At 66.4% G+C, this 16,370-nt stretch carries 13 protein-coding genes; 10 read left to right on the forward strand and 3 right to left on the reverse strand.

The window, feature by feature from the left end; all coding sequences use genetic code 11:
- Positions 1–35 precede the first annotated feature (35 nt).
- Complete coding sequence (locus tag BPET_RS15550) at positions 36–989, reverse strand: DMT family transporter (RefSeq protein ID WP_012249976.1); 954 nt, start codon at positions 987–989, stop codon at positions 36–38.
- A gap of 44 nt (positions 990–1,033) precedes the next feature.
- Between BPET_RS15550 and BPET_RS15555 the strand changes: the two genes are divergently transcribed.
- From BPET_RS15555 to BPET_RS15575, 5 genes are all read left to right on the forward strand, one after another.
- Positions 1,034–1,891, forward strand: coding sequence for a DMT family transporter (locus tag BPET_RS15555; RefSeq protein WP_012249977.1), 858 nt, complete (start codon positions 1,034–1,036; stop codon positions 1,889–1,891).
- A gap of 61 nt (positions 1,892–1,952) precedes the next feature.
- Entirely contained in the window at positions 1,953–2,453 is a 501-nt protein-coding gene (locus BPET_RS15560; protein WP_012249978.1) for a MarR family winged helix-turn-helix transcriptional regulator, read from the forward strand.
- A gap of 117 nt (positions 2,454–2,570) precedes the next feature.
- Positions 2,571–3,995, forward strand: coding sequence for an efflux transporter outer membrane subunit (locus tag BPET_RS15565; RefSeq protein WP_041864027.1), 1,425 nt, complete (start codon positions 2,571–2,573; stop codon positions 3,993–3,995).
- A 20-nt stretch (positions 3,996–4,015) separates the two neighbouring features.
- Complete coding sequence (locus BPET_RS15570) at positions 4,016–5,206, forward strand: HlyD family secretion protein (RefSeq protein ID WP_012249980.1); 1,191 nt, start codon at positions 4,016–4,018, stop codon at positions 5,204–5,206.
- A complete protein-coding gene (locus BPET_RS15575) occupies positions 5,203–6,792 on the forward strand; it encodes a DHA2 family efflux MFS transporter permease subunit (RefSeq protein WP_012249981.1) in 1,590 nt (529 codons plus the stop codon). Before BPET_RS15570 ends, BPET_RS15575 begins: the two co-directional genes overlap by 4 nt.
- Before the next feature lie 155 nt (positions 6,793–6,947).
- Here BPET_RS15575 and BPET_RS15580 read toward each other — a convergent pair whose 3' ends face one another.
- Complete coding sequence (locus tag BPET_RS15580) at positions 6,948–8,018, reverse strand: tartrate dehydrogenase (RefSeq protein WP_012249982.1); 1,071 nt, start codon at positions 8,016–8,018, stop codon at positions 6,948–6,950.
- Between the two features lie 62 nt (positions 8,019–8,080).
- Positions 8,081–9,631: a MocR-like pyridoxine biosynthesis transcription factor PdxR gene (pdxR, locus tag BPET_RS15585; protein ID WP_012249983.1), complete on the reverse strand. Its 1,551-nt coding sequence runs from the start codon at positions 9,629–9,631 to the stop codon at positions 8,081–8,083.
- Between the two features lie 286 nt (positions 9,632–9,917).
- Between pdxR and BPET_RS15590 the strand changes: the two genes are divergently transcribed.
- The 5 genes from BPET_RS15590 to gabT all read left to right on the forward strand — a co-directional run bounded on the left by BPET_RS15590 (position 9,918) and on the right by gabT (position 16,353).
- A complete protein-coding gene (locus tag BPET_RS15590; RefSeq protein ID WP_012249984.1) occupies positions 9,918–11,492 on the forward strand; it encodes an ABC transporter substrate-binding protein in 1,575 nt (524 codons plus the stop codon).
- 96 nt (positions 11,493–11,588) lie between these two features.
- Positions 11,589–12,602, forward strand: coding sequence for an ABC transporter permease (locus BPET_RS15595; protein WP_041862970.1), 1,014 nt, complete (start codon positions 11,589–11,591; stop codon positions 12,600–12,602).
- Complete coding sequence (locus tag BPET_RS15600; RefSeq protein WP_012249986.1) at positions 12,599–13,438, forward strand: ABC transporter permease; 840 nt, start codon at positions 12,599–12,601, stop codon at positions 13,436–13,438. Before BPET_RS15595 ends, BPET_RS15600 begins: the two co-directional genes overlap by 4 nt.
- Positions 13,439–13,447: 9 nt before the next feature.
- Positions 13,448–15,091: an ABC transporter ATP-binding protein gene (locus tag BPET_RS15605; RefSeq protein ID WP_012249987.1), complete on the forward strand. Its 1,644-nt coding sequence runs from the start codon at positions 13,448–13,450 to the stop codon at positions 15,089–15,091.
- Positions 15,088–16,353 (forward strand): 4-aminobutyrate--2-oxoglutarate transaminase, encoded by a 1,266-nt coding sequence (gene gabT, locus BPET_RS15610; protein ID WP_012249988.1) that lies wholly within the window; start codon positions 15,088–15,090, stop codon positions 16,351–16,353. Before BPET_RS15605 ends, gabT begins: the two co-directional genes overlap by 4 nt.
- Positions 16,354–16,370 lie beyond the last annotated feature (17 nt).

Consider the following 16,370-nt stretch of genomic DNA (forward strand, 5'->3'; position numbering starts at 1 on the left):
TGCGGCGCAGTGCCGCGATAACCCCTGCCCTGGCGTCATCCGCCAGCCCCTACCCGGCTGCGCCCGCCCATGAGCACGAACACGCCCACCAGCACCAGTGCCGTGCCCGCGAGCTGCCAGGTGGTAATGGGCTCGCCCAGCAGCCACGCCGCCAGGAACAGCACCGACACCGGTCCCATCATGCCCAGCAGCGACGCGGTGGGCGCCCCCACCAGGGCCACTGCCCACATCAGCATGAACACGGGCACCACGGTATTGAGCGTGGCGTGGATGAACGAATAGCCATAGACGCCGGCTGGCTGCACCAGCATCGATGGAGGATGAACCAGAAAGAACTGCACGACGCAGGCCAGGCAGGACACCAGCATGGCATAAGCCACCAGCCGCGTAGCCCCCACCCGCTTGACCAATTCGCCCGAGCAGATCAGGTACACAGCATAGCTGAGCGCCGACCCGAAAATAAACAAAGCCCCGAGCGCCACGTGGGAACCCGCGCCCTGCCGCAGGTCTTGCGCGAACACCAGGATCACCCCCAGATAAGACGCCACCATGGCCACCCACTGGCGCGGCGCCACCGGACGCTTCAGCCACCAGGCCGACAGCAGCACTACCAGCGTGGGCGACAGGAACAGGATGAGCCGCTCGAGGCTGGCCGATACGTAGCGCAGACCCAGGAAGTCGAGAAAACTGGAAAAGTAATAGCCCAGCAGGCCCAGCAGGCCCAGCTGCACGCGCTCGCGCCGGCTCAGCACCGGCAATTCGCCGCGCGCCGCCCGTCGCGATTCGCGCCAGGCCACGGCCGCGAAGAATGGCATGGCGAACAGCATGCGGAACGCGATCAGCGTGACCGCGTCGATGCCGTACCGGTAGGTGATTTTGACGACGATAGCCTTGGCCGCGAACAGCACGGCGCCCAGCGTCGCCAGGAAGAAACCGAGAGCACGGGAAGACACGAAGGTGGGCGACCAAGACCTGGCTGGGCGATTCATGCGATGATTTTATATTTTCCGGCGCCCGCCGCCGCATTTTTCGCATGACTCGCCAACGCGCTCTCGTCTACATCCATTTCGCCGCCGTGCTGTTCGGCCTGACCGGCGTGTTCGGCGAACTGATCCAGGCCAGCGCCACGGTCATCACCCTGGGCCGGGCGGCCTTCGCCGTGGTGGCGCTGGCGGGGTTCGCGCGGGCGCAGCGCCGGCCACTGTTCAGCGCCCTGACGCCGGCGCAATTGTTCATCCTTATCGTGGCCGGCTGCCTGCTGGCCGCGCACTGGGTCACCTTCTTCATCTCGGTCAAAACCGGCGGCATCGCCATCGCCACCCTGGGTTTCGCCAGCTTTCCCGCCTTCATCACACTGCTCGAAGGCGTGCTGTTCCGCGAGCGCGTGCGGCTTGCGGAGTGGTCGCTGCTGGGTCTGGTCACGGCCGGCCTGGTGCTGGTGACCCCATCGTTCAACTTCGCCGACCAGGGCACCGTGGGCCTGGCCTGGGGCATTCTGTCGGGCCTGTCGTTCGCCCTGCTGGCCCTCACCAACCGGCGCTCCGCCGCCGGTCTCGACCCGATGCAAGTGGCCTGCTGGCAGAACATCGTAGTGGTGCTGGCGATGCTGCCCTTCGCCACCAGCCAGTTGCCGGCGCTGCCCGCCCTCGACTGGCTGTGGCTGGGATTGCTGGGCGTCTTCTGCACGGGCCTGTCGCACTACTTGTTCGTCTCCAGCCTGACCCGGCTCAATGCCCGCAGCGCGGGCCTGGTCATCGCGCTGGAGCCGGTCTACGCAATTGCGTTCGCCTGGCTGCTGTTCGCCCAGCAGCCGACCTTGCGCATGGCTGCGGGCGCGGCCCTCATCGTGGCCGCCATCGTGTGGTCGGGGCTGCGCAAGGCCACGCACTGAGTCTGCCGCATAGGCGTAGTTTTGCCTTGACAATATTTGCCTAGGCAATAAAATACGGCCTATGAACTCCAACCTCCCGCCCGCCGCTTCCGATACCCCTGTGCACTACCGGGGCACCGCGCGCTGCACCGACGACAACATCGGCTTCATGATCAAGCAGGTGTACAACTCGCTCAACCGCATGCTCGATCTCGAAATGGCGCCGCTGGACCTCACGGCCATGCAGTGGCGGCCCATTGCCATGGTGGCGCGCGGCAGCGCCCATACCCCGGCCGAGCTGGCGCGCCTGCATGGCGTCGATACCGGCGCCATGACCCGCACCCTCGACCGCCTCGAGGCCAAGGGCCTGTTGCGCCGGGTCCGCAGCCACGAAGACCGGCGGGTGGTCGAGATCGAACTCACCGACCTGGGCCAGGAAAAGGCCAAGGCCATTCCCGCCAACATCGCCCGGGTGCTCAATCACCATCTGCGCGGCTTTTCTACCGACGAAGTCGCCCAGTTGCAGCACCTGCTGGGCCGCATGCTGGCCAACGGCTCGCCCTCGGGCACTTCCGAACGCTAACGGCGCCCTGCGGGCAGGCCGACCACGAACCGACGAATCATGTTGTATTCTCGATTGCGCTCTACTAATTGCCTAGGCAAATACAGTTTGATCAACAATTTTCAGCAAAACGTCAGGATGAAAACCCTTATTCCCATGGCGCTGTTGCTGGTCTTGAGCGGTTGCGCCTGGATGGCGCCCACCAGCGAACCGGTGGCCCAGCTCGATGCAGCCCGGCTTGGACTACAAGGCACGTCGGTCACGTGGCCCGACGTCCAATGGTGGCGCCGCTACGGCGACGCTCAGCTCGATACGCTGATGACCGAGGCCTTGGCCAGCAACCCCTCGATGACGGCGGCGCAGGCTCGTCTGGCGCAGGCCAATGCCGCGGTGCGCGGCGCCCGGGCGCCGCTATTCCCGCAGGTCGATGCAAACTACAGCCTGACCCGCCAGCACCTGCCCGAGAATTACATCTACCAGCCGCCGCTGGCCGGCGGGGTCAGCTCCGACAACCGCCTGGCGCTCGACTTCAGCTACGAACTCGATTTCTGGGGCAAGAACCGCTCGCTGCTCGACGCCGCCGTGTCACGGCAGGCCGCGGCCGAGGCCGACGCCCAGGCCGCACGCAACCTGCTGGCGCGCGCGGTGACGCGCAGCTATCTGAACCTGCAAAACGCCTTTGCTCAGCATGACGTATTGCAGCGCATCCTGGCGCAACGCGAAGATGTCCTGAAGCTGACGCAGGGCCGCCAGAACGCCGGGTTGGACACCCTGGTGGAAGTCAAGCAGGCGGAATCGTCGCTGGCCACCGCCAAGGTCGAGCTCACCCAGATCGAAACCACCATCGCGCAACTGCGCAACCAGGTGGCGGCGCTGGCCGGCGCCGGCCCCGCGCGCGGCCAGCAGCTGCAGCCCGTAAAGCTGGCCGCGCCGGCCGGCGTACTGCCCGACAGCGTGCCGCTCGACCTGCTGGGCCATCGCGCCGACGTCACGGCGGCGCGATGGCGCGCGGAAGCGGCGCGACACAATGTCGATGCCGCGCGCGCCCAGTTCTACCCCAACATCAACCTGGTGGCATTCGCCGGCTTCCAAGCCATCGGCACTGCCAACCTGCTCGATGCCGGCAGCCGCACCCTGGGCATCGGCCCCGCCATCACCCTGCCCATTTTCCATGGCGGCGCGCTCAACGCCAACCTGGCCGGCCGGCGCGCCGATGCCGACCTGGCGGTAGCCGACTACAACCAGAACGTGCTCGACGCGGTGCGCCAGGTGGCCGACGCGCTCGATGCGCTGCGCCTGCTCGGCCGCGAAACGGCCCAGCAGCGCCAGGCCCGCACGGCCATCGACGCCGCCTATGACCTCGCCGTGCAGCGCTACCGCGCGGGCATGGGCAACTACCTGACCGTGCTGGTGGCCCAGACCGGCGTGCTGACCCAGGCCCGCCTGGATACCGACCTGCGCTTTCGCGCCTACCAGCTCGACGCCGACCTCGCCTATGCGCTGGGCGGTGGCTACACGCCGCCAGCCGCCGCCGACGGCCAGGCCCCGTCTTCTACTCATTGACCGACCCGGATCACGAAGTCATGAAAGCAACTCCCGTAGCCAACCCCGCCCGCAAACGCCTGCTGCTGATCGCCGCCGGCGTCTTCATCCTGCTGGCGATCCTGTACGCCATCTGGTGGGCATTGTTCGGTTCCCGCGTGGAAAGCACCGACGACGCCTACGTGCACGGCAACCTGGTGCAGATCACACCGCAAGTGCCCGGGACCGTCATCGCCATCGAAGCCGGCGACACTGAACACGTGCGCGCTGGCCAGCCGCTGGTGCGGCTCGATCCGTCCGACGCCGACGTGGCGCTGCAACAGGCCGAGGCCCAGCTGGCGCAAACCGTGCGCCAGGTGCGCACGCTGTATGCGCAGAACGACTCTCTGGCGGCCGACGTGAATGTCCGGCAGGCCGACATCGAACGCGCCCAGGCCGACCTGAGCCGTGCGCAGGCCGACTTGAAGCGCCGCCAGGCGCTGGCCAAATCCGGCGGCGTCAGCGGCGAAGAACTGCTGCACGCCCAGACCGCCCTGAAGTCCGCCCAGTCGGGGCTGGCCCAGGCCAAGGCCGCGCTGGCCGCCGCGCAGGCGCGGCTGGCCACCAACCAGGCCCTGACCGATGGCACCACGGTAGCCGACCATCCCGACGTGAGGCAGGCCGCGGCCAGGCTGCGCGATGCGTGGCTGGCCCGTTCGCGCACGGTGCTGCCCGCGCCGGTCGACGGCCTGATCGCGCGCCGCAGCGTGCAGGTCGGCCAGCGTGTCGCGCCCGGCGCGACGCTGATGAACGTGGTGCCGTTGAACCAGGTGTGGGTAGAGGCCAACTTCAAGGAAGGCCAGCTGCGCCGCATGCACCCCGGCCAGTCCGCCACCCTGGTCGCCGACATGTACGGCAGCTCGGTTACGTATCACGGCACGGTAGTGGGCCTGGACGCGGGCACGGGTAGCGCTTTCGCGCTGCTGCCGGCCCAGAATGCCACCGGCAACTGGATCAAGGTAGTGCAGCGCGTGCCTGTGCGCATTGAACTCGATCCCGAAGAACTGAAGGCGCATCCCCTGCGCGTCGGCCTGTCGATGGAAGTCGAAGTCGACGTCAGCCAGGACGGCGACGAGCTCGCCCCGCTGCCGCAGCGCCACGAGCCGGCTTGGTCCACCGAGGCCTTCGCCGATCCGCAGGCCGAGGCTGACGCGCTGATCGCCAAGATCATCAAGGCCAACCTGGCATCATGAGCACCAAGTCCCGTCCTTCTCCCGCAGGCGCCGCGCCGCCGCCCCCGCTCGAAGGCGCGACCCGCATCATCGGCTCGATCGCCCTGTCGACCGCGGTGTTCATGAACGTGCTGGACACCTCGATCGCCAACGTGTCGCTGCCGACCATCTCGGGTGACCTGGGCGTGAGCACCAGCCAGGGCACCTGGGTCATCACGTCGTTCGCCGTAGCCAACGCCATCACCGTGCCGTTGACAGGCTGGCTGACCCAGCGCTTCGGCCAGGTGCGCCTGTTCCTGACCTCGACGTTGTTGTTCGTACTGGCCTCCTGGCTGTGCGGGTTCTCCCCCTCGCTCGAAGCGCTGCTGGCGTTCCGCGTGCTGCAGGGCGCCGTGGCGGGCCCCATGATTCCGCTGTCGCAGGCACTGATGCTGGCCAGCTTTCCCAAATCGAAGGCAGGCATGGCGCTGGCTGTGTGGTCCATGACCACGCTGGTGGCGCCGGTGGCGGGGCCATTGCTGGGCGGATGGATATCCGACAACTACACCTGGCCGTGGATCTTCTACATCAACGTGCCGGTGGGTCTGCTGGCGGCGTGGATCAGCTGGCGCATCTACCGCGACCGCGAGTCGGCCATCCGTAAACTTCCCATCGACAAAGTCGGGCTGGCTCTGCTGGTCGTGTGGGTGGGCGCGTTGCAGATCATGCTCGACAAGGGCAAGGAACTCGACTGGTTCGCCAGCCCGGTAATCCTGGCCCTGGCCCTGGTCGCGCTCGTCGCCTTCGTGTTCTTCCTGATCTGGGAACTTACCGACGCGCACCCGGTGGTGGACCTGCGCCTCTTCAAAGAACGCAACTTCACGGTGGGCGCGCTGACGCTGGCCGTGGCCTATGGCGTGTTCTTTGGGAACGTGGTGCTGCTGCCGCTCTGGCTGCAAAGCAACATGGGCTACACCGCCACCTATGCCGGCCTGGTAACCGCGCCGGTAGGCGTGCTGGCCATCCTGCTGACGCCCATCGTGGGCAAGGCGCTGGCCACCCAGGACGCGCGCATGCTGGTCACCGGCGCGTTCCTGATCTTCGCGCTGGTCTGCTTCATGCGCGCCGGCTTCAATCCGCAGGTCGACATCCGCACGCTGATGGTCCCCACCATCATCCAAGGGGCCGCCATGGCGGCGTTCTTCGTGCCGCTGACCTCTATCACGCTGTCGGGGCTGGAATCCTGGCGCATTCCGGCCGCATCGGGCCTGTCGAATTTCGCGCGGCTGACCGCCGGGGCGTTCGGCACTTCCATCGCCACCACGGTGTGGGACAACCGCGCGGCGCAGCACCATGCCCGCCTGACCGAAATCGCCTCCCCCGGCCACCAGCCGTTCGACCAGGCGATCGCCACTATGCAGAACAGCCTGGGGGTATCGCACCAGGAGGCCATCACGCGCCTGAACGGCATGATCAACACGCAGGCCTTCACCATGTCGGCGCTGGACGTGTTTTATGCGTCGGGGGTGATCTTCATCCTGCTGACGGGCCTGGTGTGGTTCGCCCACGGCCGCGACAAAACGGCATCGGGCGGCGGCGCGGCTGAAGCGGCCGCCGGCGCGCACTGACCGGGCGCCAGCGTCAGGCATCAGGATCCGCGGGCGCCTGAAATGAAACGCAGGCATCTGAGGCCAGAATGCCTGCGATGGATTTCAGGTGCCTGACACCCTCGGGGTGTCAGGCACCTCCCTTCCAGACACCGCCTGCCGCGCGCCTCCGGCAATCAGCCTGCGGCCACCAATTCAGCAATCGCCTTGCCCACATCCTGCGTGGACGCGGTGCCCTTCATGTCGCGCGTGCGCGGGCCATCGGCCAGCACGGTTTCAATGGCCGCGACCACCGCCTGCGAAGCTTGCGGATAACCCAGGAAATCCAGCATGAGCGCCCCGCTCCAGATCTGCCCGATCGGGTTGGCGATATTCTTGCCATAGATGTCGGGCGCCGAGCCATGCACCGGCTCGAACAGCGACGGGAACTTGCGCTCGGGGTTCAGGTTGGCCGACGGCGCAATGCCGATCGTGCCGGTGCAGGCCGGGCCCAGGTCGGAAAGAATGTCGCCGAACAGGTTCGATGCCACCACCACGTCGAACCAGTCGGGGTGCTGCACAAAATGCGCGCACAGGATGTCGATATGGTATTTATCCCAGCGAACGTCGGGATAATGGCTGGCCACGTCGGCCACGCGCTCGTCCCACCAGGGCATGGAAATGGAAATCCCGTTGGACTTGGTGGCGGCGGTCAGGTGCTTGCCGCGCTTTTGCGCCAGGTCGAACGCAAACTTCAGCACCCGGTCGGCCCCCACGCGCGTGAACACGCTTTCCTGGATGACGACTTCGCGCTCGGTGCCCGCGAACAGCCGGCCGCCGCTGTTCGAGTATTCGCCTTCGGTGTTTTCGCGCACGATGAAAAAATCAATGTCGCCCGGCTTGCGATCGGCCAGGGGCGAGGGTACGCCGGGCATCAAGCGCACGGGGCGCAGGTTGATGTATTGGTCGAAATCGCGGCGAAAGCGAAACAGCGACCCCCACAGGGCCTCGTGGTCGGGAACGGTGGCCGGCCAGCCGATCGAGCCGAAGAAAATAGCCTCGTGACTGCCGATCTGTTCGGCCCAGTCATCGGGCATCATCTGGCCATGCTTGGCGTAGTAGTCGCAGCTCCAGTCGAAGTGATCCCACTGGAAGTCGATGCCGTAGCGGGTGGCCGCGGCATCGAGCACGCGCAGGCCCTCGGGCACCACTTCCTTACCGATCCCGTCGCCGGGAATGACTGCGATCTTGTGTTTTTTTCCTGCCACCGATGTTCTCCAATTGAGGTTCAAGCTTGATCCGGCGCGGCGGGCGGCGGGCACGGATGCCGCTAGGCGCCGCTCCACGCCTCCGCGTTCAGTTTATCGCTGTATACCGGCGGGCGCTGCGACCGTTGTACGTGCTCCAGCGCGGGGGTAATCACCTGCACCAGCCGGTCGAACGACGGGCGGATCTCCGCTTCGGGCACGCAAGCGTACCCCAACAGCACGCCGGGCCGCGCGTCCCGTTCATTGGCATAGTAGCGGGACAGCGGCCGCGCATGCAGGTCCAGCGTGCGGGCGGCGATGGCTATCCCCAGGTCGTCGGCGCCGTCGGGCAAGTGCATCACCAGGTGCAGGCCCGCCTCATGGGTGGAAATCGGCCAGTCGGCGCCGAACCGCGCGGTAATGGCCTCGCGCAGCAGCGCCTGGCGCGCCGAATAGCGCTGCCGCATGCGGCGGATGTGGCTGGCATAGTGCCCGCCCTCGATGAAGTCGGCCAGCACCGCCTGGTCCATCAGGCGCCCCTCGCGATACAGCTCCGACAAGCCGGTGGCCATATGGCTGGCCAGCGGCTTGGGCAACACCATGTAGCCAAGCCGGAAACCCGGGAACAGGGTCTTGGAGAACGTGCCCAGGTACAGCACCCGGTCGTGCTGGTCCAGCCCCTGCAGCGAGGCGATGGGTCGGCCGTCGAAACGGAACTCGCTGTCGTAGTCGTCCTCGACGATCCATGCGCCGCGGCTGTGGGCGTACTCCAGCAGCATGCGCCGCCGCGCCAGGCTCATCACCATGCCCAGCGGGTACTGATGCGACGGAGTCACGAAAATGAAACGCGGCGGATCGCGCAGTTGCTGGGCGCTGGGCGCCATGCCTTCTTCGTCGACCGCCACCGGGATGGGGGTAATGCCGCAGGCCGCCAGGGTCGAGCGCGCCCCCCAGTAGCCCGGGTTCTCCATCCAGGCCGTATTGCCGTGGTCGCCCAACAGCCGCGCCAGCAGGCTCAACGACTGGTGGATGCCGCTGGTCAGCACGATCTGGTCGGCCTCGCATTTCACCGAGCGCGACAGCCGCAGGTGTTCGGCCAGCGCGCGGCGCAACGGCAGGTAGCCGGCCCCATGCGCGTACGTCAGCAGCTCGGGCTGCGACTGCCGCCAGCGCCGGCCCTGCAGGCGCGCCCACACTGCCCGCGGAAACAGCGACACGTCGGGAACCCCAGGCACGAAGGCGCCCCACTGGCGGTCCGAGGCCGAGGCTTCGTGCACCAATTGCGAGCCGCGCCGGGACAGCGCGAACTGCGGCGGCAGCGCCGCGCCCGGCGGGCGATCGGCCTCGGGTGGCTGCTGCACGGCTGGCACAGTATCCGAAACAAAGGTGCCACTCCCGAATGCCGACACCAGGTACCCTTCGGCAAGCAGCTGATCGTAAGCGTGCAGAACGGTATTACGGGATAACCCTGTGTCGGCGGCCAGCGCCCGGGTGGCCGGCAGCTTGGTACCGGCCGGCACGTCCCCGTCCAGGATCAATCCGCGCAGAATGTCGTAGATCTGCCGGGACAGCGGAATGGCGGTGTGGCGTTCCAATCGCTGAAGCAGGCACTCGGACAGAATCAGTTCTTTCAAAGTGGCACCAGAAACAAAAAACGATTTGGACCTATTGAGAGTACCAAATATTCGATACGCTACCTCAGCGCAAGCAGAAAACGTCCACAGAAATGCCAAGGGGAAAACCATGCAGCCGGACTTGCCGCAACTTGCCGCTATTGCGCCCTGGCCTGCCTGAGGCGGCGCCACGCAACGTGCTTTACCTGTTCCACCCGTAGCACCCGAGTTGCGGGATGGCGCGGCTGCCTGCACAGGAGTCCGGCACCGTCCCTCCCGCTTTTTCTTCAATGCCCGGAGGTCCACAGTGAAACTGACAACACGCCTCAAACTGTCCCTAGGCGCGCTCGCCCTGATAGCCGCCGTACCCATGGCCACGGCGCAGGCCCAGACACGCGGCGGCACGCTGCGCATGATCGTCCAGCCCGAGCCACCCATCCTGATTCCCGCGCTTAACCAGCAGGCGCCCACCCAGTTCGTGGCAGGCAAGATCTACGAAAGCCTGCTGACCTACTCTTTCGATCTCAAGCCGCAGCCCGGCCTGGCCAAGTCGTGGGAAGTCGCGCCCGACGGCATGGCGTATACGTTCCACCTGCAAGAAGGCGTGAAGTGGCATGACGGCAAGCCGTTCACCGCCGACGACGTGGTGTTCTCGCTGTCCGAGCTGCTGCCCAAGACGCATGCCCGCGCCCGCGTGATCCTCGGCCGCTACCTGGACAAGGTCGAGAAAGTCGACGACCACACCGTCACCATCCGCCTGAAGACGCCTTTCCCCGCGTTCATGCTGATGTTCGAGCCGGGCTTTGCGCCGATGATGCCCAAGCACATCTATGCCGGCACCGACTACATGAAGAACCCGGCCAACCAAAAGCCGGTGGGCACCGGCCCGTTCATGTTCCAGGAATGGAAGCGCGGCGAGTACATCAAGCTGGTGCGCAACCCCAACTACTGGAAACAAGGCCAGCCCTACCTGGATGAACTGGTGTTCAACGTGATTCCCGACTCGGCTTCCCGTGCGGTGGCCTTCGAGCGCGGCAACGTCGATGTGTTGCGTGGCGGCGATATCGACAACGTCGACGTCAAGCGCCTGCGCTCGCTGCCCAACGTCGAATACACCACCCAGGGCTGGGAAATGTTCTCGCCCCAGGCCTACCTGGTGCTCAACATGCGCACCCCGCCGCTGGACAACGTGAAGGTGCGGCAGGCGATCATGGCGGCGCTCAACCGCAAGCTCATCGTCAACAACATCTTCTTCGGCCTGGGCAAGGTGGCCACCAGCCCGTTCGTGACCACGGAGATGTTCTACGACAAGAACATGCCATCGCTCGACTTCGACATGAAGAAAGCGCGGGCCCTGATCAAGGAGTCGGGCGTCGACCCCAGCGCGTACACCTTGCGCTTCCTGAGCTTGCCATATGGTTCCACGTGGGACCGCCTGGGCGAATACATCAAGCAATCCATGGAGCAGCTCGGCTTCAACATCAACATGGAAGCCACCGATGCGGGCGGCTGGGCCAGCCGCACCGGCAACTGGGACTTTGACCTGACGCTGAACTACACCTACCAGTACGGCGATCCGGCGCTGGGCGTGCAGCGCCTGTACGTGGCGTCCAACATGGTCAAGGGCTCGCCCTTCGCCAACGTGCAGGGCTACAACAACCCCGAGGCCGACAAGCTCTGGACGGCGGCCGCTTCCGAAGTCGATCCGGCCAAGCGCCAGGAACTCTACAGCAAGATCCAGACCATTCTGGTCAACGACGTGGCCAACGGCTTCCTGGTCGACATGGAGTTCCCCACGCTTTACCGCGGCAACATCAAGAACCTGGTGCAGACGGCCATCGGCCTGAACGAATCGTTCTCTGACGTCTACATCCAGAAATAAAGGCGGGCGCGCCTGGCGCGCCCGGCCTGCCGCGGCCTGGCCCGCGGCAGGCCGCCGCAACCCGCGGCCCTGCCGGGCCGCGGTGTTCCGACGGAGATGCACTGCATGAAATTCCTGTCTTTTTTCATCTCGCGCCTGGGCAAGGCCCTGGTGGTGGTGCTGGGCGTGGTCATCATCAATTTCTTCATGATCCGCCTTGCGCCTGGCGACCCTGCCGCAGTGCTGGCAGGCCAGGCAGGCACGGGCGACGCCACCTACGTGGCCAGCCTGCGCGCCCAATTCGGCCTGGATCAGCCGCTGCTCGTGCAGCTATGGCTATACCTGAAGGGCGTGTTCCAGCTCGACCTGGGATTCTCATACCGTAATCATGTGCCGGTGCTCGACCTGATTCTCGAACGCCTGCCCGCCACGTTCCTGCTGATGTCCTGCGCCTTCCTGTTCTCGATCGTGTTCGGCGTGCTGCTGGGCGTGATCGCCGCGCGGGCCCGCTACAACAACAAGCGCCGCTGGATCGACAGCAGCGTCATGACCGGCGCGCTGCTGCTCTACGCCACGCCGCTGTTCTGGCTGTCGCTGATGGGCATCCTGCTGTTCTCCGTACTGCTGGGCTGGTTGCCGGCCTTCGGCATGGAATCCGTTGGCGCGGGCCTGACCGGCTGGGCGCGCGCGCAAGACATCGCCACCCACCTCATCCTGCCCACCGTCACCCTGGGCTGCTTCTTCATGGCCGTCTATGTGCGCTTGACCCGCGCCTCGATGCTGGAAGTGATCGGCATGGATTTCGTCAAGACAGCCCGCGCCAAGGGCGTCAGCCCGAACCGCGTGATCCGCACCCACGTGCTGCGCAACGCCCTGCTGCCGGTGGTCACCTTCGCCGGCATCCAGCTCGGCCAGATGGCTGGCGGCGCCGTGCTGACCGAAACCGTATTCGCGTGGCCCGGCATCGGGCGCTTGATGTTCGACGCACTGCTGCAGCGCGACTACCAGTTGCTGCTGGGCATCTTTCTCGTCACGTCGGTAATGGTGGTGGTGTTCAACCTGCTGACCGACCTGCTCTACCGGATGATCGACCCGCGCATTGCGGCGGGCTCCCAGGAGGCCTCGGCATGAAGGCGTTCCTCAAGCGCTACATGCGCAACTACGGGGCTGTGGCCGGCCTGCTCGTGATGCTGGTGGTGGTCGCGATCGCCCTGGCCGCGCCCCTGCTTTATCCCGAATCGCCCTGGATGATGGTGGCCGAGCCCCTGATCAAGCCGTTCGCCGACCCGGCCTACCCGTTCGGCACCGACATGCTGGGCCGCGACATTACCGCCGGCCTGGTGTGGGGCGCGCGCGTCTCGCTGCTGGTGGGCCTGCTGTCGACCGGCGTGGCCTTGGTGTTCGGCATCGTGGTGGGCGCGGTGGCAGGCTATTGCGGCGGCCGCATCGACGACGCCCTGATGCGCTTCACCGAGTTTTTCCAGACCATTCCGCAGCTGGCCATGGCGGTCGTGCTGGTGGCGGTGCTGAGCCCCTCGGTGTATTCCATCATGGGCGCCATCGCCCTGGTGTCGTGGCCGCCGGCGGCGCGGCTGGTGCGTTCTGAATTCATGACGCTCAAGCAGCGCGAGTTCGTGCAGGCCGCCATCGTCATCGGCCAGACGCCCTCGCGCATCGTTTGCACGCAGATCCTGCCCAACGCCATGTCTCCCATCATCGTGTCGGCCTCGTTCATGGTGGCCACCGCCATCCTTACAGAGTCTTCGCTGTCGTTCCTGGGCCTGGGCGACCGCAACCTGATGAGCTGGGGCTTCATGATCGGCGCGGCTCGCACCATGATCCGCGAGGCGTGGTGGATGAGCGTCTGGCCCGGCGTGGCCATCCTGCTGACCGTGCTGGCCATCAACCTCATCGGCGAAGGCCTCAACGATGCCCTCAACCCCCAGCTGCGCAAGCGCGGCGAATAGGAGGCCACCATGGACGACAACACGCCCCTGCTGTCGGTGCGCAACCTGACCATCGCCCTGCCCGCCGGCGGAGACCGCCGCTATGCGGTACGCGACATTTCGTACGACGTGCGCGCCGGCGAAATTCTGTGCATCGTGGGCGAATCGGGTTCCGGAAAATCGATGAGCGCCAACGCCATCATGGGCCTGCTGCCTGACTACCTGGCGCCGCAGAGCGGCCAGATCCTGCTGCGCGGAGCCGACCTGCTGCAACAGGACGAAGCCCGCCTGCAATCGATGCGCGGCAAGGACATGGCCATGATCTTCCAGGAACCGCTGTCGGCGCTCAATCCGCTGATGACGGTAGGCGAGCAGATCGCCGAGGTCATGCGCGTGCACAACGCCTACCCCGGCGAGGCGCGCAACCGGCGCGTGCTCGAGCTGCTCGAGTTCGTCGGCCTGCCCGACCCTGCCACGCTGTACCACGTATACCCCTTCCGCCTGTCGGGCGGCCAGCGCCAGCGCGTCATGATCGCCATGGCCCTGGCGCTGGAGCCAGCGCTGCTGATCGCCGATGAGCCCACCACCGCACTGGACGTCACCACCCAGGCGCAGATTCTGGCGCTGATTGCCCGCATCCAGAAAGAGAAAGGCATGGGCGTCATGTTCGTCACCCATGACTTCGGCGTGGTGGCCGAGATCGCGCATCGCGTGGCGGTCATGGAGCGCGGCGAACTGGTCGAGCAAGGTCCGGCCGAACAAATACTGAATGCCCCGCAGCATCCGTACACCCGCCGCTTGATCGCCGCCGTGCCCCGGCGGCGCGCCGACGCGGGCAGCGCGTCCGATACGGCGGCGCCGGTGCTCGACGTGCGCAATCTCAGCAAGACCTACGTCACCGGGCGCGGCTGGCTTGGCCACAAGCGCGTGGTACGCGCGGTCGACGACGTCAGCTTCAGCGTGCGGCGTGGCCAGACGCTGGGCATCGTCGGAGAATCCGGTTCGGGCAAGTCCACCATAGGCAAATGCCTGCTCAAGCTCATCGGCATCAATGGCGGCCAGCTTATCTTCGACGGCCGTGACATTGCCGGGCTCAGCGAAAACCAGTTCCGGCCGCTGCGTAAAGATATCCAGATGATCTTCCAGGACCCGTTCGCCTCGCTCAACCCGCGCCACACCGTGGGCCGCATCATCAGCGACGGGCCGGTCGCCAGCGGACAGCCGCGCGCCCAGGCCGAGGCGCGCGCCCGCGAACTGCTGGACCTGGTCGGACTGGACGCCTCCGCGTTCGACCGCTACCCCAACCAGTTCTCGGGCGGCCAGCGCCAGCGCATCGGCATCGCGCGCGCCCTGGCGCTCGAGCCCAAGATACTGGTGGCCGACGAATCCGTTTCGGCGCTCGACGTCTCGGTGCAGGCCCAGGTGTTGCAACTGCTGCACCGGCTGCAGCAACAGCTGCAGATCGCGCTGATCTTCATCACCCACGACCTGCGAGTCGCCGCGCAGATATGCCATTCGGTGCTGGTGATGCACCAAGGCAAAGTGGTCGAGTACGGCAGTCCCGCCCAGATATTCGACCAGCCGCGCCACCCCTATACGCAGAAACTGATAGCGGCCGTGCCGGGGCAGCACTGGAACCCGCCGGCCGACCTGCAGCCGGAGCCCGCCGCATGAACAACGCCGACCTGACCCGCCGCAAAGACGCCGCCACGCCGCGCGGCGTGGGAGTCATGTGCAACTTCTATGCCGACCACGCCGACAACGCCGAATTGTGGGATATCGAGGGGCGCCGCTACATTGACTTCGCCAGCGGCATCGCGGTGCTCAACACCGGCCATCGCCATCCGCGCCTGGTCGACGCCATCGAAGCCCAGTTGCGGCGTTTTACTCACACCGCCTACCAGATCGTGCCGTATGCCAGCTACATCGAGCTGGCCGAGCAGATCAACCGGCTGGTGCCGGGCGACTTTCCCAAGAAAACCGCGCTGTTCACCACCGGCGCCGAGGCGGTCGAGAATGCCGTCAAGATCGCCCGCAGCGCCACCGGGCGTTCAGCGCTGATCGCGTTCAGCGCCGCGTTCCATGGCCGCACGCTGCTGGGCATGGCGCTCACCGGTAAGGTCGTCCCCTACAAGGCAGGTTTCGGGCCGTTTCCGGCGGACGTCTACCACGCGCCGTACCCCGACCCGACGCATGGCGTGTCGGTGGCCGACGCGCTGGCGGGCCTGCAGGCGCTCTTCAAGACCGATGTCGACCCGCGCCGCGTGGCCGCCATCGTCATCGAGCCGGTGCAGGGCGAGGGCGGCTTCAACATCTGCCCGCCCGAGTTCATGCAAACGCTGCGCGCGCTCTGCAACGAACACGGAATCCTGCTGATCGCCGACGAAGTCCAGACCGGCTTCGGGCGCACCGGCAAGATGTTCGCCATGGAGCACTACGGCGTCGCTGCCGACCTCACCGCCATGGCCAAGGGCCTGGCCGGCGGCATGCCCCTGTCGGCCGTATGCGGGCGCACCGAGATCATGGACGCGCCGCCCCCGGGCGGGCTCGGCGGCACCTACGCCGGCAACCCGCTGGCCGTCGCGGCGGCCCTGGAAGTCGTGCAACTGATGCAGGCCGACGACCTGCCCGCGCGGGGCGCGGCCCAAGGCGAACGATTGCAGCGTCACCTGGAAGCCCTGCGTCCGGGCGTGCCCGAACTGGCCGAGGTGCGCGGGCTGGGCGCCATGGTCGCGGCCGAATTCCGCCACCCCCATGACGACTCCCCGCATCCCGATTTCACGCGGCAGTTGCAGGCGCGCGCGCTCGAGAAAAACCTGCTGCTGCTGAGCTGCGGCGTCGACGGCAACGTAATCCGCTTCTTGTTCCCGCTGACCATCGCCGACGACACCATGAGCGAGGCCATGGATATCCTGGCCCAGGTCCTGACCGCTTGATCCCCGCACACGACAAG

It is taken from the genome of Bordetella petrii (genome assembly GCF_000067205.1).
In the GTDB taxonomy this organism is placed as follows: domain Bacteria; phylum Pseudomonadota; class Gammaproteobacteria; order Burkholderiales; family Burkholderiaceae_B; genus Bordetella_A; species Bordetella_A petrii.